This is a genomic window from Kitasatospora sp. NPDC048722 (genome assembly GCF_040650235.1).
Classification (GTDB): domain Bacteria; phylum Actinomycetota; class Actinomycetes; order Streptomycetales; family Streptomycetaceae; genus Kitasatospora.
Genome location: NZ_JBEZGX010000060.1, coordinates 25724 through 44865 on the forward strand (window position 1 = coordinate 25724; position 19142 = coordinate 44865).

A 19142-nucleotide genomic window follows, 5' to 3' on the forward strand; every position below is an offset into this window, starting at 1 on the left:
GGTGACCAGCGGTGCCGTGATGGCCTCTCGGGTGGTGTGGCTGGCGGTGCGGGCCTCGGCGTGGGCGGGAGGGCTCTCAGTCGTCGGCGGGCACGGGGACGCCCGCGCGCTCAAGGGCCGCGAGGATCTGCTCGGCCAGGTCGTCGGTGTCGTACTCCTCGGGCTCGACGTTGTCGAGGTAGTGGCCGATCAGGGTGCTGACGCCTTCGGTCAGTTCGTAGCGGTTCACGGTGGTCTTCCCCTTCGCGTGGGCCTGGATGGGCGAGTACATCCAAGCATAGCGGAAGTTACGTAACTTCCGCACTCCTTGGAGTGTCGGCCCGCCACGTGCAGAACGGCGAACGGGCCCGGCGGTTCCGGGGGGTGCTCAGGAATCCGGTGCCGGCGTCCCGCTCGGGGATCGTGGTCGGGCCGTCCCCGAGGTCGATGTCGGGCTGGGTGCTGCGCAGCACGATGCGGGTTCCGCGGCTCATGGCGGCGAACAGGGCGTCGGAGCCGTAGGCGGCGCGGACGTGGCGCCGGTGGACGATCCGCAGGGAGATCCCGGCGGCCGGTCCGGTCCGGGCGACTTCGGCGGCGAGAGCGACGGTGGCGGCGTCGAACGGCGACCAGCCGGTGAGGGTGAGGGTCAGGAGCGGCGTCTCGCCGTTGGGACGGAAGCGGACCGCCGCGGACCGGCGGGCGCGGGCGACTTCGGCGACGGCGGCGAGGAGCTCTCGGGTCTCCTGCGCGGTGGTGGCGCAGCGGTCGAGGTGCGGCTCGTCCGGGTCGAGGTCGTCGCCGGCGGCGAGGCTGCGGGTCAGGCCGCAAGCGTGCTCGGCGGCCCAGAGGTTGCGGAGGATCCGCTCGGCTCCGGTGCCGGGGTCGCCGGTGATGCTCAGGGGGACGGCTGTGCCGTCGTGCCACAGCGGAACGCGCACGGGGATGCCGTGGGCGCGGGTGCCGATGGCGACGGCTCCGGTCCGGGTGTCGAGGAGGGTCTCGGCGGCGGGCCGGGGCTGCTCCGTCAGGGCCGGCTGTCGGCCGGGGGCGGTGAGGGTCACGGGTGCTCCTCGAAGAAGGCGAGTTGGCCGGCGGTCTCGGCGGCGGCGCGTCGGGTTCTGGCGGCGGTCCGGCGGTGATGGTCGCGGTCGTAGTGCAGGTGGCATCCCTGGCACATAGCGCGCAGGTTGGCCGGGTCGCAGTGCTCCGGCGTGTGGTCGAGATGCGCGGTCGTCAGCACGACCGTCGAGCCGGTGCCGTAGGCAGGCCGGCCGTGCCGGTTGGGACAGCGGCCCTCGTGCGTGCCCCGGCCGCACTCGCCGAGGCACTCGCACTGCCAGTGGCCGCGCTCCTTCACGGCACGGCTGATCTCCGCCCAGTTCTCGGGGTAGCGGTGGCGGTTCTCGGGACGGATCGGCATGGTCGCTCCGGTCGGAGGCTGCGCCGGGGCCGGTCAGCGCCGGGACGGGAAAGGCAGGCCGGTGCACTCGGCGAGCTCCTCGCCGGACATGACCCGCTGCCGGACAAGGACCGGCAGCGCCGCCGTCAGTCGCCCCCAGACCTGGTCCAGCACCGAGTCCGCCATGTCGTGCAGGACCGTGAAGTCGAGGCCGTCACCGCTGCCGAAGGTGGGGCGGGGAGTGGTGTGCTCCATCAGCCAGGCACGGTCCTGGCAGGCGGACATCTCGGTGACGGCAGCCCGGTCCGGGCTCCACAGTCCCGCCTCGCGCAGCCACCGGTCCTCCGCCCGCTCCCCGCTTGCCACGCCGACCGCCTGCCAACGGATCTCGTCGTCCACCCCGGTCGGCAGTGCCATGGCGTGCCCTCCGAGCCGGCCGTCCGGGACGATGCTGATCCGGCGCACCCGCAGGCCGCAGGCCAGCCACGGCACCGCGTGGCCGAGCTCGTGGGCGGCGACGGCGGCGAGCCCCTGCTCCGGCGTCAGCCCCATCAGCTCACTCGCGGTGACGGCGCCGGTCCTGAAGTGGTCCGGCACCGGGTGCCGGGTCGGGTACGGCTCGCCGAACAGGTCGACGTCGTAATGCCAGCGGGCGACAACGTCGCCGGTGAGCCGACTGTGTGACTGGGACGGGTTCATCGGACGTACTCCTCGGGGCCGTTGGCGATGGCGAGCAGCACGTCGGCGTGGCACTCCACCGTGGGCGGGCACCAGCACATGAGGTCGCGTCCGGCGAGTTCGCGGCGGACGTCCTCGACGGTGAGGCGCGGGCGGTCGTCGTGGCCCTGCGGAATGCGGATCCGGTCGGTCGGCCGGATCAAGGCGGTGCGGTACAGCTCGACGCACTCGGCGCGGGTCATGTAGCGGACGTGGTGATCGGTGATACGGCCGTCGGGGTGCCGGTAGGGGTGGGGGCGGTCGTGGCTGCTGATGCGGGTCTCGATCTCCCAGGCGGAGCCGTCGAGGGCGGGCACCCGGGCGAGCGCGGTACGGGTGCGGTACGCCCAGGGGTTGCCCCATCGGCTGCCGCGGCCGACGTAGACGACGCCCTCGGGGGCGCGCCAGCCGCGGATGCGGCGGCGCTGGATGCGGGTCGGGTTCATCCGGCAGGTTCCTCGGTCTCGAAGCGGGCCGCGGCATCGGCGGCCAGGGGCGAAGTGTCGGCGCTGTGCGCCGTCGTCGGCTTCCGAAGGGCACGCGACTGAGTGCCTCGCAGGGCGCGCGTCCCGATCGGACGTGCACCCGGGCGGCCGTCAGGCGGTGTGTGGTCCCGGTGCCCGGATTTCCGGACACCGGGACCGGTGCGCCCCTCTGCTGTCTGACTGCGGTTGCGGCTGGCGAAAACGGGGGGTCGCACCGCCTCCCGGGCCTTGACCCGGAGGCAGGCTCCCCACACTCAAGCTAGCGGAAATTACGTAACTTCCGCAATCCTTTTTCCGGGCTTCGCCCCTGTCCGGAAATCCGGACACCAGGCGCCGCCTGGCCGGCGGCCGCGCCTGCGCGGCCTTCGGCGGCCTGCAGCGCGCAGGGCGCCGACGGCGGCGCACGCAGCACTCCAGACCGGGGCGCCACCCGCCGGGCGGCTGTCCGGCGGGTGGCGACGGGGGATCAGGCCACAGGTACGGCGGCGGGCTCGCCGCGGCGGCGGGCGGCGAGCCGGTCGCGCCACCCGAGGTAGCCGGCACCGAGCTTCTCGGCGGCGTCGGCGGTGGGGAAGGCGGATGCCACGGCCGCGGGCTGACCCGCGGTGTCCTCGGGCCGCCACAGGTGCACGGCCGCTGCGCCGGTGCCGGTGACGTAGGCGAGGCCGGGGACGCCGACGGGCAGCTCGCTGGCGTCCGCGTCACCGGGGCGCAGGCCGGGGATCCAGCAGGGTTCGGTGAGACGCAGGGCCACGACGGTGCCGGCGGCGAGGGTGTCGCGCAGGCGGGCGGTTCCGACGTTCTCAAGGCCGGGGCGGTGGACGGCGATGCGCAGGGCGATGCCGGTGCGGCGGCCGAGGGCGGCGATGCGCTCGGCGGTGTTGACCACGCTGGGGTACTCGGCGATCAGGACGTCCCAGTCGTTGACGGTCACGGACAGCAGCGGGTGCGGGCCGGTGGGGGTCCACTGTCCGTCGGGCTGGGTGTGGGCGTCGAGGGTGCGCAGTTCGATCGCGCGGTCGAGGGTGTGCATCAGGGCGGCGGCTTCGTCGAGGCCGCCGGCGTAGTAGCCGGTGTGGTGCTCGGCGAGGTCGGAGAGGTCGCCGACGGGGTCGGCGACCCAGGTGTCGACGTGGCCGGAGGCGGCCTCGGCGGTGACGAGGTGGTGCAGGAGGGTGCTGCGGCCGGTGGCGGTGGTGCCGTAGGCGATGCCGTGGGCGGCGCCGCGGGGGGTGTGGAGGCGGTAGTGGGCGGGGTGCTGGTCGGCGGTCAGGCCGACGGCGATGGTGCCGGCGTGCCAGTCGAGGAGGGGTGCGGTGGGGCGGGCGGGGTTCGTGGTGGTCTGGCCGATCATGGGTGGTCCTCTCTCGGGGTGGTGTGTGCGGGGTCCGGGTCTGTGTCCGGGTGTGCGTACGGCCCCGGGCTGGTGCGCGGGGCCGTACGGAGGGCGGGTGGTGGGGCTGCGGGCTACTCGGGCTCGTCGAGGGGGAGGGCGTACTCGCCGGAGCGCTCGGGGTTGCGGATGGCCTTGCCCGCCTTGACGAGTCGGCCGGCGGCGTTCTCGACGGTCTTGCGGGAGACCCTGGTGATGTCGGCGATGTCGTCGAGGTGGAGGTAGTTGATGTCCTTGCCCATCGGGTCCCGGCGGTCCGCGAGGGCCGCGAGGATCTTCTCCTCGGCGGTGGGCTCGCGGCGGGTGGTGCGGGTGGCGGGGGAGGGCATCCAGTCGTCGTCACCGTCGCCGGCGTCGTCACCGAGGATGGGGGTCGCAGCGATCAGCTCGCGGTCGTCCCAGTCGGGGAAGTCGGCCGGGATGGCGATCCGGTCGGGGTCCCACAGTCCGGCGGCGGACTCCAGGATCCACGCGCGCATCATCTCCGCGCGTTCGTCGGGGCCGACCATGTAGCCGACGCCGAAGGTGCGCCGGGGGTCCTCCTCGGCGACGTCGGGGTCGTAGATCAGCGACTCGTCGTCGGTCTTCCAGAAGGCGGGGATCTTGCTCGGGTCGATGCCGTCGAAGGCGTCCGGCAGGTCGACGCGGTGGGTCTGCGCGCTGTCGGAGCGCAGCAGGACCAGGCATCCGCCGTAGAAGATGTTGTCGCGGATGGCGGTGTCCCCGCCCATCTTGTCGAGGTTGAGGATCTGGCCGCAGAGCACCATGGCCATGCCCAGCGAGCGTCCTTGCTCGGCGATCGCGGCCACGATCATGGCGGCCTCTGCCCGGTAGGCGGATTTGTCGCCGAGGAGCTGGGCGAACTCGTCCAGGATGACGCCGATGTAGGGGCGGTCCGGGCCGGCGACGAAGTTCTTGGCGCGCAGTTCCTGGCTCTCGGAGACCCGGTGGAGCAGGATCGCGTAGGCCAGGCGCAGGGCGCCCATGGCAGCCTCGGGGCCGCAGCCGGCGTAGGCGGCCATGTCCTCGACGTCGGGATTGCTGCTGCCCTTGGGGTCGGCGTAGATGATCGCGATCCCGTTGACGTGGTAGCTCAGGGCGATCAGCTGCAGGACGCCGCCCTTGCCGGAGCCGGTGACGCCGGCGACCAGGGCGTGACGGGCGCCGCCCTTGGGGTCGAAGAGCTGGGCGCGGGACGGCCGGCCCGATACCCCGCCGCCCAGGCGCACGAAGCCGTTGTCGTTGGCGAGCAGCGCCTTCGCGCCGGGCAGCGGCGTGCCCTCCTCAAGCGGGGACTTCTCCATGATCCGCAGCTTGGCGCGGCGCGGGTCGGAGGTGGCCTCGACGCTGACGAGCAGGGCGGTTTTGCGCAGCGCGCCGGCGATGCGGTGGGCGTCGGGCATGGTGATGGCGTCGGTGTCCTCGTCGGCGACGATCCATGCGGCGACTCCGCCGGTGGCGGGGTCGGGGACGAGGCCTTCGAGGTGGGTGCCGGGCATGCAGCCGCCGGCGCGCCCGACCCGCTTGAGCCAGAGTGTTTCCAGCTCTCCGTACTGCGCTTCCTCCTCGGTGGGGGCGGTGAGGCGCACGCGGATGTGCTTGGAGCTGGTGTGCGGGCCGTCGGTGATGGTGATCCAGTCGGCGGGCAGGCGGTAGACGCCGGAGACGGTCTCGGCGGTGACGGTGACCGGCCGGCCCGGGTCGGCCTGGATGACGCCTTCCCAGGCCTCGGGGCCGAGGGCGTGCAGGGAGAGGTGTTGTCCGGTGTGGGTGCCGAACTCGCCGGAGATGTGGGCGTGCCACCTCTGCAGGATCTTGTCGACGTCGGGGTTTCGCTCGGGCTCGGACGCGCCGGCGGGCTGCGTGGCGGGTGCGGCCTTGCGGCGGCGGCTGTTGCCGAGGACCCGGCGCAGGGTGAAGCCGGTGAAGCCGACGGTTCCCCACCAGGCGGTGGAGACGAGTCCGGCCAGGGACGGCATCGCCATCCAGCCGGCGACGAGGGCGTCGATGCCGACGGTGCCCTGAAGGGTGGCGGTGGCCGCGGCAGTCGCGGTGGCGACGGCGGAGGCGACGAAGGGGATCCGGTGGGCCCGCAGGATGTCGCCGCCGGGGATGGCGTCGAGCACGGCGTCTGACAGCAGGCCCGTGGCGTTCGCGCCGGCGATCAGGACGGGTGCGGCGAGGAACGTGGTCAGGGTGGTCGCGGCCTGGGGGTCCAGGAACGGCATTCCCGCGGCGACGGCCAGCGGGGCGGCGACCTCGGCGATCGCGAAGCGGCGTTCAGTGGCGGGGTTGCGCGGCGCCGCGGCGGTGGCGGTGTTGTCGGTCGTCATCGCTTCTGCTCCTATTCCTGGGTGTACCACGTGCGGTCGGCCATCTGGACCGGGGAGCGGTCGACGCCCTCCTGAATGCCGTCGTGCGTCTCCTTCGCCTGCCGTTCGGTGGCGAACGCCCATCGGCCGGTCTCTGCGGCGGCGGCGCCGAACACGCGGGCGTGGCCGCCGAGGATCGACATCGTCCGCGCCGCTTCCCTCGTCTCGGCGACCGTGGCCTGATCGACCTTGAGTGCGGCGATCTGCTCGGCGATGCGCTCGGTCTCCCGGGCCTCGGTGCCGAGGACGTCGGCGAGCTTCACGCAGCCGTCGGACTGTCGGCGCGCCCGCTGTGCCAGCCGGCGCACTTCGCGCTTCAGCTGGCGGTGGGTGAGGGTGGTCGCCATCAGCTGCCTTCCTTGTCCTGGTAGTACTCCCGCTCGGCGGGAGTGGTGAGGGGACTGTCGACCACGGCGCGGTAGATGATCCCGTGCCGGGTGTCGGCGTTGGTCACGAGCGTTTTGACGGACTCGGTGCCGCGCACCGCGGCCCGCTCGACCGCGACGGCCTCCGTGCTGGTGGTCTGCGCGGTCTCGGCGAGACGGTTCAGGGTCCTCAGCAGCCGTTCGCCGCCCTTGACTCCCCGGGCCTTCTCCGCGAGGGCCTTTGCCTCGGAGGCGATCGCCTCCGCCTCCGCCTTGACGGTCTTGCTGCGTTCGGCGACCTTCGCGAGGCGCCCGGCCTGCGTGTCCATGCGACGCTCGAAGGCCTTGAGTGTGCGGATCTCTCCGCGGGACATCACCCTGCGCCCGCTGTCGGTCTCGAACTCCACGAAGCCGGCGGAGACTTCGAGGACCTGCGCCGGCTCCGCCTGGCCCGTCCTCGCGGGCGCATCGACGGGCTCGTTCTTCTTGGCGAGGTCGGCGGTCGACCCGTTGACCGGCGCCATCGTCGGGCCCTGCATTCCCACTGCGTTCCTCCTTGGTTCGCCGCCATCGGACGTGCCGGCCGCTGTCGGCTGCGCGGGCACCCGGGCGGGTTCCACCGCCGCAGCGAGCGAGCGCGGCCCCTTGGCCGCCTCGCCCGGCGGGGCGGTGGAACTGTGCTGCGGCGGTTGCGTCTTGCCGCCCGCGGTGCGCTGCTTCGTACCGGACGCCTCGGGCTTGCCAGGCGCCTTCTCGGGCCCAGCTCCGCCAGCGGCCGTGGACCGGTCGGGCTTCAGCAGGCTGCTCGCCTTGGCCCCGGCGAACTTGTCGGCGGCCGACGGCTTCGGGGTGGGCGGCGGCTTCGGGGCGGGCGACTTCGTGTCTGTCGGCTTCGGGGCCGCCTTGTCCCACTTGGTGCCAAGACCCTTGTCGTCGAGGCCCTTCCCGCCGTCCCCGGGCCCGGCCTGCTGCTTCGCCGTGGCATCGCTCGTGTCCGCGCGGGCGTTGGCCCGCTCCTGGCCTGTCTTCTTCCAGCGGCGCGCCTTGGACGCGAGGTCCTTCACGCGCCCGGTCTTGGAGGTCCGGTCGCCGTCGGGCCCGCCGAGCAGACCGCGGGCGGACCCGGCGTCCGCGGTGTCGGGTGTCTTCCCGGCCTGCGGGCCGTCGCCGTCCCCCGTGGCGTCGGGGGTATCCGGCTTCGACGGCCCGCCCCCGCGGCCGGCCGCGGTCTCCCTGTCCGTCTTCGGCGCCTTCGGGTCGCCCTTGGCGACGCCGTCGTCGCTGCGCCGGGACGCCGCGTCGTTCTTGGCGCTGCGCGCGTTGGTGGCGTTGCGGTTGTCGTTGTTGCTGCGGTCGGCGTTGTCGCGCCGGGTAGCGGTGTCGTTCTTCGCCGTCGTGGTGCCTGAGGTCTTGGCGTCGGTGGCGTTGCGGTTGTCGTTGTTGCTGCGGTCGTCGCGGGCGGTCTTCGATCCGGTGTCGGCCCTGGCGCTGCGCGCGTCGGAGGCTTTGGAGTCGGTGGCGTCGGCCCGTTTGACGTCGCGGCGGTCCTGCCCTTGGTGCTGGCGGGTCTTGTTGTCGAGGTCGTGGACCTTGGTGTCGCGCTGGGAACGGTCCTGCGCGCTGCGTTCGTCCTTGGCCGTGCGGTCGTGCTTGTTCGCGTTGGTGGTGTTGGTGGAGTTCCCGGAGACCCGGTTCTCGGTGATGGTGTGCTGCTGCTTGACGCTGGTGGCCGTGCCGGTTCGGCCAAGGCGCGCCGCCATCGCGCGCAGCAGGGCGGCAACGGGTCCTTCGACGGCGGCCGTCGAGGCGGCGGGGTCCTTCTTGTCGGTCTTGTCGGTCTTGCCGCTGGTGTGTGCGGTGGTCTCGTCAGCCCCACCGTCCTTGTCGAGGGTGGCGGTGGTGCCGAGGACGGGACGGGCGGGGTGAACGGGCGTCAGGGCCCGGGCGAGGCCGCTGCGCGGGGTGTCGTCGCCGGTGTCGGCGGCGGGCTCCGAGGCCGCCTGAGGCAGGTCCGGTTCGGCGGGTTCGGGGGCCGCGGAAGCCGGCACGGGAGGGGTGAAGGGGACCGTCGGCGGGATCGTCGGCGGGGGCGGGATGTGGGGTGCGGGGGCAGCGGCCACCACTTTTCTCCTTACTGTGGGTGACCTCCCTCCCTCCCCCCTCCCGGCCGGGAAAGCGCCCTCTCGCGTGCATGAGCAGGCATGGGGAGGATTTTCGGGAGAGGGGGGAGGGAGGGGGGAGGTCACGGAGTGTCAGGAACGGGCGTATCGCTTCTTGGCCCAGCCGGCCGCCAGGAGGGCGCCGGCGCCGCCCAGGACGACCAGGCCGCCGACGGGCGCGCCGCTGTCGCTGTCGCCGCCGGCGACCCTCTGGGAGGTGTTGACCATGCCGGGGGAGTCGACCTGCGGGAAGGCCTTCCCGCAGTCGGCGACGGCGTTGTAGGCGCCGGCCGCCCTGTCCACGCAGGCCTGCACGGCCTCCCGGCGCGCCTTCTGTGCCGCGGTCTCCTGGTCGGCTGCTTTGGCCTGGTCGGCGGCCTGCTGCTTCTGGCGTTCCAGGTCGAGCCGGGAGGCGTCCAGGGCGATCTGCGCCTTCTTCACCTCCGCGGCGGCCTCCGCGGAGGCGTACTGCGACCAGGTGACCATGCCCGTTGCGACCAGCACGACGGCGCCGCCGGCGAGCCCCACCTTCATTCGGGGCGTCAGCCGCGCGTTGGGGGCGTAGGCGCCGTGAAGCGGCGGGGTCTTCCAGCTCGGCACGCTAGTGATGTCGTACGCGGGATCGTTGTAGACCGAGTTGTCGGCCATGTTGGGCGCTCCTCCGTGGTCACAAAAGGGTGGATTTCGGGTGCCGCCGGGCGTGCGGGAGCGCGACCCGGCGACCGGCCGGCGGCTGCCGGACGGCGGGACTGAGGAAATGGGGGGGTGAAGAAGGGCGGCCCGCGAAGGCGTGGCGCCGCGGGGAGTGGCCGGGCCGTGGCCCGGCCGCCCGCAAGGGGGCGGCCGGGCACCCGGCGTTCAGTCACATACGGTTACAGCGTGGCGGCTTCGGCGTCGAGGTCGCGCAGCAGCGACGCGGTCACCTCGGTGGCGAAGTCGGGGTCGTCGACCAGCCGGTTCGAGCCCTCGGCGAGGCGCTCCTGACCCCAGCGCTCGCCCATGCCGAAGATCGTTCCGAGCGCGACGCCGGTGACGTCGTGGCCCGCGTCCTTGATCCGTGCGGCCTCGAAGATCGCCATGCCGCGGATCCGTGCGGCCCGCGCGCGCGGCCCCTCGCCCTCCCGTGCGGCCATCTCGCCGACGATCCAGGCGAACCGTGCGGCCGAGATGTTCGCCTCGGCCGCGGCCGTCCGTGCGGCCTCGACGTCGAACTCGTCGCCACCGTGCGCGCCCCCGGAGACAGTCCGCGCCACGTTCTGTGCGGCCTTCTGTGCGGCACGTTCGGCGGCGCGCCGCGCGGCCTCCGCCCGACGCTCCTCCTCCTGCCGGGCGGCGATCCGTGCGGCCTCCTCCTGCGCCCTGGCCTGCGCCTCTGCCTCGATGCGCAGCGCCTCGGCCTGGGCCTGGGCGATCGCCAGATCGGCCGCACGCTTCGCGTCGGCGTCCTTGGCCTGCTGCTCCAGCTCGAACCGGATCCGCTCATCGGCGGCCGCACGGTTCGCCTCCTCGCGGGCGAGGACGAGCGCACGGTTCGTCTCCGCCTCGGCCGCACGGGTGGCCTCGGCGAGGCGCTCCAGTTCCCGAGCGTGCGCGGCCTGCCGCTGCTCCTCGGCCGCGCGGTCCGAGGCGTCCTTGGCCGCACGCTGCGCCTCGATCTCGGCGAGCCGGTTCCTGTGCGCCTGCTCGTCGCGCACGCGCTGTTCGGCCGCGCGCTTCTCCTCGGCCGCCGCACGGTCGCGCCGGAGCTGTTCGTCGCGTGCCCGCTGTTCGGCCGCACGCTCGGCCTCGTCCGCAGCCGCACGCTCGGCCTGCTGCTCCGCGTGCTGGTGCCCCTCGTAGTTACGGATCGTCACTTCGAGGACGGCGATGCGCGCGGCGAGGTGCTTGCGGTAGCCGGCCGACGCCTCGCTGAGCGCGAGGACGAGAACCGGGATGACGGAGTGGAGCATCACCCCGCCCCAGTCGACGTGATCGAGGTTCATGCCGCGGGGGAACCACGACGGCCACGTGTTCATGGTCCAGGTGGCCATGAAGGCGAACCAGCGCAGGAACAGCGGCCAGCCCTTCGGCTTGGTCGCCCCGAGACGCAGGAGCACCCCGTCCGCGTGGAGGGACAGCAGCAGCGCGAGGCTCACCAGCGGGTCGAGCATCCACGCGATCCAGGGCGAGGTGTCGTGCTGGATCGCGAAGATCGTGACGTTGACGGCCGTGAAGATGAGGCCGCCGAGGCCGAGGACGAGGACACCGCGGTTGACCGTCTCCGCGAGCTCCCGAATCCCGGCGATCAGTTCCCGGGCGGCGCGGTAGTCCTCGTCCGAGGGCGGCGCGTAGACCGAATCGGCCTGCGCCGGGGCGGCGGCACGGGCGGCCGCCTGCGGGAATGGGGCCGTGCGGGGGAGTGCGGCGGTGCTCACGCGGGTGGTGCTCCGTTCCTGGTGCAGGTGGTGGGGGTGGTCAGTCACGGCCACCCCCGGGGTTCGTCGGGGCGGGTTCGCCGGCGCTGGACGCCTGCGGGGCCTGCCGGCCGGTCAGCAATGCCTGATTTGCGGCGGAGGAGCCGCCCAGCGGGCCCGTCATATGCTGCGTCACCGCCCGGGCGAGCTCGGCGGCGGCCCCCTCGGCGCTCACGACTGACCGCCGATCAGGACGGGCAGGGCCTCGACCGCGGCCTCGCGGGCGGCGAGGTCCTCCTCCGCCGTCGGCTGCGGCCGCGCCGCGACCGCCGGCCACATCGCGACGTCGCCCGGACGGATCCGGTAGTCGTCGTGCTGCGCCTGCACCCGCAGCCGCCGCGCCTGCTCGGCGTAGGCCTCGACCTCGGCGCGGTCGACCTCCTCGGCGAGGCGCCGGTCCGGGCAGTCGGCCTCCGGGGTGGCGAACGCGTCCTCGCAGCCGCACTCCCACTGGTAGTGGCGCAGCGCGGCGCGCTCGGTGCGGGTCATGCGCGCCCGGGCCTCCTCGACGGCGGCCATCGCGTCGTTGTACTCGTCGCAGTCGGCGAGCAGCACGCCCGCCGGGCAGGAGCAGCGGCCGAAGGCGTGCGCGTGGGCGGCGTCCTCCTCGGCGAGCAGGATGTCCGGAATTCCGGACACCAACGGCGCCACGGCCTGCGGGTACCCGAGGGCGTAGGGGTCGGTGCGCCACCAGGTCAGCCAGGGGCTCGGCACGAACCGGCCGAGCCGCTCCATCTGCAGGCCGACCAGGTCCGCCCAGTAGGAGGGGTGGCCGAGGAGGTACTCGCCGAGCACGCCGACCGCCCGGACCTGCCAGGCGGCGCCAATCTCGATCAGCGCCATGCCGGTGGCGGCGGTGCCGACGAGGAGCAGCTCGACCGGGGCGAGGGCGGCGCGGGCCAGGCGGCGGGCGGCGCGGTTGACCGGCCTGGGGCCGGTGGTCAGCAGGCGGGCGCGGTGCAGACCGTCGGTGACGGCGCGGCGCAGGGTCGGGTTCATGAGGTCACCCCTCCGGGGGTCCGGTCGTGCTCGGTGTCGTGGGCGCCGGCCCTGGGGGCGGCGGGAAGGCGGTGGGAGCGCCGGATGCGGTACGCGGTGCGCAGCTGCTCGCAGCGCTCGGCCGCGTCGGCGGGCACCTCGGCGGGCAGCGTGTCGAAGCCGTGGGCGGCGAGCACGAGCTCGCTCGCCTGCTGACGGCTGAGCAGCTCGCGGTGGCGCCGGATTCCGGCGGCGCGTCCGCGGCTCATCGCGCACCGCCGACCTGCTGCGCCTGCAGCACCCAGGCGAGGGCGGAGGAGAGCATCTGCTCGCCGGCGCGGGTGTCGATGTAGTCGGAGTGGACGAAGACGGCGCCGATGTCGACGCAGCGGGCGGCCCACCGCAGCGCGGTGGCCTGGCGTTCCAGCTCGGCGGCGGCGTCGTCCAGCGCCTGGCGCAGGCTGTTGCGGGTGGGCGTGTCCTCGTGGCGCACACCGGTCGCCGCGGTGAGGAAGGTCGGGAAGGCGTCGAGGATGCGCTTGACCGTCGGGCCGCCGACGGGCCGGTCGGTCGGCAACTTCGCGTCGAAGACCGGGATGCCGGTCTCGGTGGTCTCGGACATGGGGGTACCCCTGACGGGACGTGAAGCTGATGAGGGGGGAGGCGGCGGCGCCCGGTGCACTTCCGGAGGTGGCTCGCCGGGCGCGCCTGGCAGAGGCCGGCGGCAGGAGCAGCAGCGCTGCAGCGCCAGGCCCGGGGAAGAGCTACGCGACGCGGGCGAGGAGCTCCTCGGCGTGCGCCGGCGGGACGCCGAGCTGCGCCGCGATCTGCGCGGGCAGGGCCTCGTCCGTCCGGCGAACGGCGTCCGGGTCCTTGTCCTTGGACCGGTCGCGCTGCAGGTACACGCGCTGCGCCCGGGTGAGACCGCCGCTGACGCCGTCCTGTTCCCAACGCTCGACGCGCAGGGCCCGACGCAGACAGTCCACCTGGTCGACGAGGGGACACGTCCCACAGATCGCGAGCGGCTCCTCCTCCCCGGCCAGCAGGGCCAGGGGACGCTGCGACTGCAGCTCGGGGAAGAAGACCTCGGGGTCGGTCTCGGAGCAGGGGGCCTGACGGTCGGCCAGGTGAGCGCGGTACGACGTCCCGGAGAGCTGCGCGCCGAGACGGTGGGCCGCCCGCATCACGCCGCGCTCCCGGCGAGCTGCGCGATCGTGATTCGCGGCCGGCGCCCGCGCTGCTCGGCGGCCCGGCGGCGCTCCTCGGCCTGCTCCTCCGCGATCTCGGCCGCGATGCGGCGGGCGCGGATCTTGGCGGCGAGCCTCTCCAGCCCGATCCGGTCGAGGGTGACGCCGTTGCGGCGGGCGTAGCGGCGGGCCTCGGCGAGGTCGGTCTCCCACGGCGCGGGGACGGCCTGCTCGGCGCGGCGCCGGGCGTTGCGGAGTTCCTGCTCGTCCGCGGGGCGCTCGGCGCGGTGCTCGCGCGGCCGGTTGCCGTCGAGGAGCGTGCGGTAGGCGCCGGCGGCGGTGGCCGCGGTGACCGGGTCGGTCTGGTCGAGCGTGAGGATCACGTCGGCGACGCGTTCCAGCCGTCGGGCCGCGGTCTCGGCACTCTCGGCGGCGGGCTGCGGGTCGGCCTGCTCGGCGTCGTCGACCGGGAACCACAGCTCGGGGGCGGTCCCGGTGAGCGCGGCGATCTCGGCGGCGAGGGTCCGGCGGGACCGGGAGCCGATGGGCGAAATCGCGACGTTCGCCGTCCCGGTGCCGAGGCGCGGCTCGGCATGCGTCAAACTACTCATGGCGGTTGTCTCCCTGGTCAGATCAGGTGATGGCTCCGCTAGAGGTCCCCCTCGCGCTTTCCACGGCCTTCGAGGGGGGCCTCGCCTGCTTTCCGGGCGTTGCGCGCTTTCCACGGCCTTCGCAACGGCTCCGATCAGGGCAGAGCAGTAGTACAGCGCCGTCACTCCACGTTCCCTCTCGGTCCCGTTCGGTGGCGACGGGAAGACAATGACATTCCTCCCTCAGTCGCGTCAAGTGTTTCGAAATCCATGTCGCGTGTGGTTCACTGAGCGTCAGATCCGTTGACTCTCAAGGGAGGTGCATCCGTGGCCCCGAGGTGGCTCCGACTCGCCGAGGACCTCAAGCAGAAGATCGACAACGGCACGTACCCCGTGGGAAACAAGCTGCCGAGCGTTCCCGAGATGGTCGCCCAGGGTGCTGGCTCGATCAATACCGTCATGGCCGCATACCGAGAGCTGGCGAACAGCGGCTATGTCGTGGTGAAGAAGGGGCGCCGAGAGGAGGGCGGAACCTTCGTGAGGCGGCGAACGGTGATCCGAATCCCCCTCAGCAGGTACGGCAAGGTTCTACGGCCCGGCGGCACGCGCGGCCCCTGGGAAACCGCGACCGCGGAACAGAACATCGACGGCGCAGTTCGCCCGATCAGTGTCGAGCACACCGAAGCCCCCGACCGAGTGGCGAAGGCACTGCGCCTTCCGCCCAGCAAGCTTGCCGTCGTCTACCGACATCGCCACGCCTTGGCAGATGGCGACGTCGTCCAGATTCAACGGGCCTGGTACCCGAAGGACATTGCGGTCGCCGCGGGGCTTGACGGCCCCGGGAAGGTTGTCGGCGGCGCCTTTGGGGCAATGACCTCAGCCGGCCTCAGGCCCAAGACGGCCTCGGAAAAGGTCTCCACCCGGAAGCCGACGGCAGAGGAAGCCGCCGAGCTGGGCATAGGAAGCGGCGTGTCCGTTCTGGTCGTGGACCGAGTAGTGAAGGACGCCGACGGGCGGGAACTCGAACTGCTGGAGACCATCGCAGCGGGCGACCGCCTTGAACTGACGTACAACAACCTGCCGATCACGGAGATCGAGTAGGCCAATGCGGGATTCGATCTACGGTCGGCGCGGCGTAACCGCCGGACCACCGCCAGCTCTGACATGATGAAGCAGATTCACTACTCGTGAAGGGAGGTCACCATGACGACGGAGGAGCTGTTCAGCGCCACCGTGAGCGCGCTGCGGAGCGTGACCGGGGAAAGTCAGGCGCGGATCGGCGAAGCGCTCGGCCTGACGCCGAGCGCCGTGAGCTACAAACTCCGCGGGCGCGCGGGGTGGTCCCTGGGTGACGTCGAAGCCCTGTCCCGGCACTTCGGCATCCCCGTACCCGACCTGATGGCCGGCCCGACCTGGGCACTGGAGAAGCTGCCAAAGGCCCGACGCATGGCCTGCGTCGGCGGCCGCCAGGAGGTCATCCCGGTGTAGGGAACGCGAATTCCACAGACCCCAGAAAGGCGAGAAGCCCCACCGGCGTGTGGTTCGGGAGCTGGTAACTCCCGGCCGGTGAGGCCCCCGCTGACCCTGCTCTATAGGTCTGCAACGAGTGTACCCGTGAGCTGTCCGGGCGCACTCTCAGCAGGCCGGAAAGGCCGATTTGTGCCACCTAAGAGGCCCGAACACCGGGCGGTGGACCCCCGACAGTGCGAACCGTGCCGCAAGATCTACGGCATTCTCCAGGAGCACCACGACGCCGCTCCGGCCGATCCGCTGCGCACCGAGGACATCGGACGCATGACGGGCCTCAAGACGCGGGCCGCTCAGGTGCACCTGCGCCACCTCTGGACCGAGGGCAGGATCGACGCAGACCGGCGGACCCCGCTCGGGTTGATGTCGAGCGAGCCGACGCTCCCGGGTGCGCTCGATTGGGCGGCTCAGGTCGTCGCCCCTGACCCTACCTGCGCAAAGTGCCTGTTGGCGCTCGCCGCGCTCGGGTGGGAGGGGCAGATCCACACCAATGACCTCGCCGCCGCCGCGGGCATCTCGCCCCGCTCGGTGGAGCGGCACCGACCGCACCTCATCCGCGCTGATCTGGTCGCCTTCAAGCCGGTGTCCTCGACGGACCCGGAGACCGGGTTCGTGACGCGCAAGGTCGACCGGTTCACGCTCCTGTCCCAGCTCACCGCCCGCCCCATTGAGGACCCTGCGGAGCGGGAGGCGGCGACGGCCCGGGCCGCGGCCGTGGTGCGGCGGGTGAGCTGGCTCGCCGACGTCACCCCGACGGAGCGCGAGTTCGCGATCAAGTCGGTCCGGTGGTGCATGTGGAACGGCTGGCCGGACGAGGCATTGTTCCGGGCGCTGGACGCCGCAGAGAACCGGCAGGCGTACAACCCGAACGGCTACCTGGCGCAGCTGCTGCGCAAGCTGCCGCGGGAGTACGTCATCCCGGCGAGGCAGGTCTACGAGGACACGGCCGAGGAGCGGATGCTCACCTGCCCGAAGTGCGACCGCGCGTTCTGGACGACGCGCCCCGGCAAGCCGCTGTGCGGGCCGTGCCGGGAAGCCGCGCTCGCCGAGCTGCCGGCCCAACTCACGCTGCACGCCGTCCGGGTCGCCGAAAGCGGCCGGGCGACGGAGCAGGTGGCACCCGCCCCCTGGGACCGGGAGAGCGATGAACGTCAACAGCTCTGGGCGTGACCCGCAGCCGAAGGTGCGCATCGCGGTAGACCCGGTCTCCCCTGACAGTCGAAGTGGAGAGCGATGACCAGGTACCTGCCGATCGACAATCCGCCCCCCGAGGGCATGTACGCCACACCCGACCGCACCGCGAAGGGGTGGCAGTTCGCCGCGCACTCGGACCTGAGCCCCGGCCCGATCGGGGTGGTGACGGTCGCTGCCACCGAGCAGACCGACCGCGAGCAGGTCGACGTGACGCTGTACGTCGACCCCGCCTGGGGGTCCACCATGCGAGCGCGGAGCCGCCACTTCGTCGATGAGCCGGTGGCCGGCGACCCGTGCGCGTTGCAGCAGGTCGCCGCCACCGCGGACCTTGTGGAAGTCGACTATCTGCGCCTCAGCGTGTACGGGGCGCTGGGCCGCCGGGGGCTGGCGGCCGCTCTGCGCGAGGCCGCCGAAATGCTCGAACAGGCCGACCACCGCATGCCTCCCCCGTCGTAGACCCGTCACCACCCAACCCATGCAGCCGCCGAAGGGGCGGCCAGGCGCCGAACACGCGCCCGGCCGCCCCTTCGCGTATCCGCACGCCCTGGCAAGGAGCCGAATCATGGACGTTCTCGCACACCTCGACCTGCCGCCGAACTCGGTGATCGCCCTCCTGGGCTGCGCCGGGTCGGGCAAGAGCCGCGTCGCCGCGATGTTCCCGCCCGGGTGGGTACTGTCCGCCGACGAGTACCGCGCGGCCCTCTCGGACGACCCGGGCGACCAGTCCGCTTCCGGGGATGCCTGGGACCTGCTGAAGCGCAGGCTCAACGCCCGGATGCGCCGCGGACGCCCGTGCGTCGTGGACGCCACCCACACCGAGCGGTGGGTGCGCGTCCAGTTCGTCACCGCCGCCCGCTACTACGGCATGACGCCGGTGGCACTGCGCGTCGAGGCCCCGCTCGACACCGCCCGGTCCCGCAACACCTGGCGCCTGGACACCCGGCACGTTCCCGACGACGTCGTCGCCGAGCAGCACGCGGCGCTGTCCGCACTGTCCGCCGAGGACCTGCGCATGGAGGGCTTCGTCCATGTCCGCACGGCGGCCGAGCTGCCGGTTCTGACCACGGTCCTGCAGCGCCTGACCGAACAGCAGGACGAGGACCGCGTCGTCGAGACGGTGTTCGGGCCCGATCTCGCCGCGCTGTTCGAGTGGGACCGGCCGAGCCGGGAACCGCGGTACCGCACGGGCACCGTGGCGGCCGGCGGCCAGGAGATCCGGCTGCGCTGGATCCCCGGCGAGGACCGCTTCGAGGTGCGGGTCGACTGCGGCACCCCCGGCTGCACGGAGCCGGTGTGGGCCGCGGGGCACGGCCTGCGGGAGCTGACGGCCGCGGTCGCCGGCAGCGGGGGCGAGGCCTTCTGCTTCCGGTGCGGCCAGAGGCACTAGCCGGGCACGGCTTGTCGACCGTCGCACCGACCACCGAGGAGACGATCACCATGGCACGCCTGCACGCCGGACTGCGCCTCAACACGGCCGCCTGGGAGGGCGTCGAGCTGTTCCCGAGCAACGACCGCATGCGCAGGATCATCGACGAGTTGGGGCCGGCCGGACTCGGTCGCGCCGTCACCATCCACGAGGCCGGGCATGCGGTCGTCGGCCTCGCCACCGGCCACCGCATCACCGGCATGAGCCTCACCGGCAACGGGCTCAACCACGCCCAGACGAGCTACGACGGTGCTCGTGGGCTGCTGGTCGTCGAGCACCTCGCGATGATCACGGCCGGGATTCAGGCCGAACTGCGCTGGCTCGACGCCATCGACGCGAGCCGCCTGGCCCGCGACTACGCCCAGCGGCAAGCCGCCACCGACATGGACGACCTCAGGCGCACCGCGGAGGCCGAGGGCGTCCACGCCGACACGGCGCTGCGCGACGCCCGCGACTGCGCGGACCGGCTGCTAAGCCGGCACTGGCGGGCGGTCGAGGCGGTCGCCTATGAACTCGACCTGCGCAACAGCCTGGGTGAGCCCGAGGTTCGACGCCTCGCCGGTATCTGACCACAGGCGTCGGGCCGGGTTCGTCCCTGTCTGCCGGCGACCGCGCCAGCGAGACGGGTCCGCCGAGGCATCCGACAGGCACAGGGAACAGCGGTACACGACGGCTCCGGACGCCCGCCATGGCGTCCGGAGCCGTCGTGCGTTCCGGTCCTTCCCGCGCCAACTCCGGGCGGGGCGGGGGCACTCGGCGGTGCGCTAGGGTGGGCGCGCGGCAGAGCGCACCTGCCAGACTCCCACCCGGATGAGCACCCACGCCCCGGGAAGCGGACAAGGGTCACGGACTCGTGCGAACACCCTTTCTTCTTCTGTCTTCCTGCCGAGGCGCGGGCGTGGGCGTGCCGCGAAG

22 protein-coding genes are annotated in these 19142 nt (G+C 72.9%); 6 read left to right on the forward strand and 16 right to left on the reverse strand.

What is annotated here, in order from left to right; all coding sequences use genetic code 11:
• Window positions 1–76: 76 nt before the first annotated feature.
• The 16 genes from AB0C76_RS32990 to AB0C76_RS33065 all read right to left on the reverse strand — a co-directional run bounded on the left by AB0C76_RS32990 (window position 77) and on the right by AB0C76_RS33065 (window position 14101).
• Window positions 77–271 (reverse strand): hypothetical protein, encoded by a 195-nt coding sequence (locus AB0C76_RS32990; RefSeq protein ID WP_359972668.1) that lies wholly within the window; start codon window positions 269–271, stop codon window positions 77–79.
• 16 nt (window positions 272–287) lie between these two features.
• On the reverse strand, window positions 288–1043 hold the full coding sequence (locus AB0C76_RS32995) for a hypothetical protein (protein ID WP_359972670.1): 756 nt from the start codon (window positions 1041–1043) through the stop codon (window positions 288–290).
• The gene (locus AB0C76_RS33000) at window positions 1040–1402 is read right to left on the reverse strand and encodes a hypothetical protein (RefSeq protein ID WP_359972672.1); all 363 of its coding nucleotides are present in this window, start codon (window positions 1400–1402) and stop codon (window positions 1040–1042) included. Before AB0C76_RS33000 ends, AB0C76_RS32995 begins: the two co-directional genes overlap by 4 nt.
• Window positions 1403–1435: 33 nt before the next feature.
• Window positions 1436–2080 (reverse strand): hypothetical protein, encoded by a 645-nt coding sequence (locus tag AB0C76_RS33005; protein ID WP_359972674.1) that lies wholly within the window; start codon window positions 2078–2080, stop codon window positions 1436–1438.
• Entirely contained in the window at window positions 2077–2544 is a 468-nt protein-coding gene (locus AB0C76_RS33010; RefSeq protein ID WP_359972676.1) for a DUF4326 domain-containing protein, read from the reverse strand. The genes AB0C76_RS33005 and AB0C76_RS33010 overlap by 4 nt, the downstream gene beginning before the upstream one ends.
• 505 nt (window positions 2545–3049) lie before the next feature.
• Window positions 3050–3937 carry a hypothetical protein gene (locus AB0C76_RS33015; RefSeq protein ID WP_359972678.1) on the reverse strand — a complete coding sequence of 296 codons (888 nt, stop codon included), beginning with the start codon at window positions 3935–3937 and terminating at the stop codon, window positions 3050–3052.
• Window positions 3938–4050: 113 nt separating this feature from the next.
• A complete protein-coding gene (locus AB0C76_RS33020) occupies window positions 4051–6309 on the reverse strand; it encodes a type IV secretory system conjugative DNA transfer family protein (protein ID WP_359972680.1) in 2259 nt (752 codons plus the stop codon).
• 11 nt (window positions 6310–6320) lie between these two features.
• Entirely contained in the window at window positions 6321–6695 is a 375-nt protein-coding gene (locus AB0C76_RS33025; protein ID WP_359972681.1) for a hypothetical protein, read from the reverse strand.
• Window positions 6695–8833 carry a hypothetical protein gene (locus AB0C76_RS33030; protein ID WP_359972683.1) on the reverse strand — a complete coding sequence of 713 codons (2139 nt, stop codon included), beginning with the start codon at window positions 8831–8833 and terminating at the stop codon, window positions 6695–6697. Before AB0C76_RS33030 ends, AB0C76_RS33025 begins: the two co-directional genes overlap by 1 nt.
• Window positions 8834–8965: 132 nt before the next feature.
• Window positions 8966–9520 carry a hypothetical protein gene (locus tag AB0C76_RS33035; protein ID WP_359972685.1) on the reverse strand — a complete coding sequence of 185 codons (555 nt, stop codon included), beginning with the start codon at window positions 9518–9520 and terminating at the stop codon, window positions 8966–8968.
• A gap of 224 nt (window positions 9521–9744) precedes the next feature.
• Window positions 9745–11334: a hypothetical protein gene (locus AB0C76_RS33040; RefSeq protein WP_359972687.1), complete on the reverse strand. Its 1590-nt coding sequence runs from the start codon at window positions 11332–11334 to the stop codon at window positions 9745–9747.
• A gap of 162 nt (window positions 11335–11496) precedes the next feature.
• Window positions 11497–12324: a hypothetical protein gene (locus tag AB0C76_RS33045; protein ID WP_359972689.1), complete on the reverse strand. Its 828-nt coding sequence runs from the start codon at window positions 12322–12324 to the stop codon at window positions 11497–11499.
• Entirely contained in the window at window positions 12321–12572 is a 252-nt protein-coding gene (locus AB0C76_RS33050) for a hypothetical protein (protein ID WP_359972690.1), read from the reverse strand. Before AB0C76_RS33050 ends, AB0C76_RS33045 begins: the two co-directional genes overlap by 4 nt.
• Complete coding sequence (locus tag AB0C76_RS33055; RefSeq protein WP_359972692.1) at window positions 12569–12925, reverse strand: hypothetical protein; 357 nt, start codon at window positions 12923–12925, stop codon at window positions 12569–12571. Before AB0C76_RS33055 ends, AB0C76_RS33050 begins: the two co-directional genes overlap by 4 nt.
• Window positions 12926–13067: 142 nt before the next feature.
• Entirely contained in the window at window positions 13068–13487 is a 420-nt protein-coding gene (locus AB0C76_RS33060) for a WhiB family transcriptional regulator (protein WP_359972694.1), read from the reverse strand.
• On the reverse strand, window positions 13487–14101 hold the full coding sequence (locus AB0C76_RS33065; protein ID WP_359972696.1) for a hypothetical protein: 615 nt from the start codon (window positions 14099–14101) through the stop codon (window positions 13487–13489). The genes AB0C76_RS33060 and AB0C76_RS33065 overlap by 1 nt, the downstream gene beginning before the upstream one ends.
• A gap of 306 nt (window positions 14102–14407) precedes the next feature.
• Between AB0C76_RS33065 and AB0C76_RS33070 the strand changes: the two genes are divergently transcribed.
• From AB0C76_RS33070 to AB0C76_RS33095, 6 genes are all read left to right on the forward strand, one after another.
• Window positions 14408–15181 (forward strand): GntR family transcriptional regulator, encoded by a 774-nt coding sequence (locus AB0C76_RS33070; protein ID WP_359972698.1) that lies wholly within the window; start codon window positions 14408–14410, stop codon window positions 15179–15181.
• Between the two features lie 102 nt (window positions 15182–15283).
• Window positions 15284–15568: a helix-turn-helix transcriptional regulator gene (locus AB0C76_RS33075; protein ID WP_359972700.1), complete on the forward strand. Its 285-nt coding sequence runs from the start codon at window positions 15284–15286 to the stop codon at window positions 15566–15568.
• 201 nt (window positions 15569–15769) lie between these two features.
• Window positions 15770–16777, forward strand: coding sequence for a hypothetical protein (locus AB0C76_RS33080; RefSeq protein WP_359972702.1), 1008 nt, complete (start codon window positions 15770–15772; stop codon window positions 16775–16777).
• Between the two features lie 63 nt (window positions 16778–16840).
• A complete protein-coding gene (locus AB0C76_RS33085; protein ID WP_359972704.1) occupies window positions 16841–17257 on the forward strand; it encodes a hypothetical protein in 417 nt (138 codons plus the stop codon).
• A 106-nt stretch (window positions 17258–17363) separates the two neighbouring features.
• Window positions 17364–18188, forward strand: a complete 825-nt coding sequence (locus AB0C76_RS33090) for an ATP-binding protein (protein WP_359972707.1) — start codon at window positions 17364–17366, stop codon at window positions 18186–18188.
• Window positions 18189–18238: 50 nt separating this feature from the next.
• Window positions 18239–18796, forward strand: coding sequence for a hypothetical protein (locus tag AB0C76_RS33095; protein WP_359972709.1), 558 nt, complete (start codon window positions 18239–18241; stop codon window positions 18794–18796).
• The last annotated feature ends 346 nt before the right edge of the window (window positions 18797–19142 follow it).

Excerpts from the sequence above, each read along its gene's own strand:
- AB0C76_RS33060 (WP_359972694.1), bottom strand. The coding sequence starts at position 13,487 with ATGCGGGCGGCCCACCGTCTCGGCGCGCAGCTCTCCGGGACGTCGTAC.
- AB0C76_RS32990 (WP_359972668.1), bottom strand. The coding sequence starts at position 271 with ATGTACTCGCCCATCCAGGCCCACGCGAAGGGGAAGACCACCGTGAAC.
- AB0C76_RS33000 (WP_359972672.1), bottom strand. The coding sequence starts at position 1,402 with ATGCCGATCCGTCCCGAGAACCGCCACCGCTACCCCGAGAACTGGGCG.
- AB0C76_RS33015 (WP_359972678.1), bottom strand. The coding sequence starts at position 3,937 with ATGATCGGCCAGACCACCACGAACCCCGCCCGCCCCACCGCACCCCTC.
- AB0C76_RS33020 (WP_359972680.1), bottom strand. The coding sequence starts at position 6,309 with ATGACGACCGACAACACCGCCACCGCCGCGGCGCCGCGCAACCCCGCC.
- AB0C76_RS33085 (WP_359972704.1), top strand. The coding sequence starts at position 16,841 with ATGACCAGGTACCTGCCGATCGACAATCCGCCCCCCGAGGGCATGTAC.
- AB0C76_RS33045 (WP_359972689.1), bottom strand. The coding sequence starts at position 12,324 with ATGAACCCGACCCTGCGCCGCGCCGTCACCGACGGTCTGCACCGCGCC.
- AB0C76_RS33090 (WP_359972707.1), top strand. The coding sequence starts at position 17,364 with ATGGACGTTCTCGCACACCTCGACCTGCCGCCGAACTCGGTGATCGCC.
- AB0C76_RS33050 (WP_359972690.1), bottom strand. The coding sequence starts at position 12,572 with ATGAGCCGCGGACGCGCCGCCGGAATCCGGCGCCACCGCGAGCTGCTC.
- AB0C76_RS33025 (WP_359972681.1), bottom strand. The coding sequence starts at position 6,695 with ATGGCGACCACCCTCACCCACCGCCAGCTGAAGCGCGAAGTGCGCCGG.
- AB0C76_RS33055 (WP_359972692.1), bottom strand. The coding sequence starts at position 12,925 with ATGTCCGAGACCACCGAGACCGGCATCCCGGTCTTCGACGCGAAGTTG.
- AB0C76_RS33005 (WP_359972674.1), bottom strand. The coding sequence starts at position 2,080 with ATGAACCCGTCCCAGTCACACAGTCGGCTCACCGGCGACGTTGTCGCC.
- AB0C76_RS33075 (WP_359972700.1), top strand. The coding sequence starts at position 15,284 with ATGACGACGGAGGAGCTGTTCAGCGCCACCGTGAGCGCGCTGCGGAGC.
- AB0C76_RS33035 (WP_359972685.1), bottom strand. The coding sequence starts at position 9,520 with ATGGCCGACAACTCGGTCTACAACGATCCCGCGTACGACATCACTAGC.
- AB0C76_RS33010 (WP_359972676.1), bottom strand. The coding sequence starts at position 2,544 with ATGAACCCGACCCGCATCCAGCGCCGCCGCATCCGCGGCTGGCGCGCC.
- AB0C76_RS33095 (WP_359972709.1), top strand. The coding sequence starts at position 18,239 with ATGGCACGCCTGCACGCCGGACTGCGCCTCAACACGGCCGCCTGGGAG.
- AB0C76_RS33065 (WP_359972696.1), bottom strand. The coding sequence starts at position 14,101 with ATGAGTAGTTTGACGCATGCCGAGCCGCGCCTCGGCACCGGGACGGCG.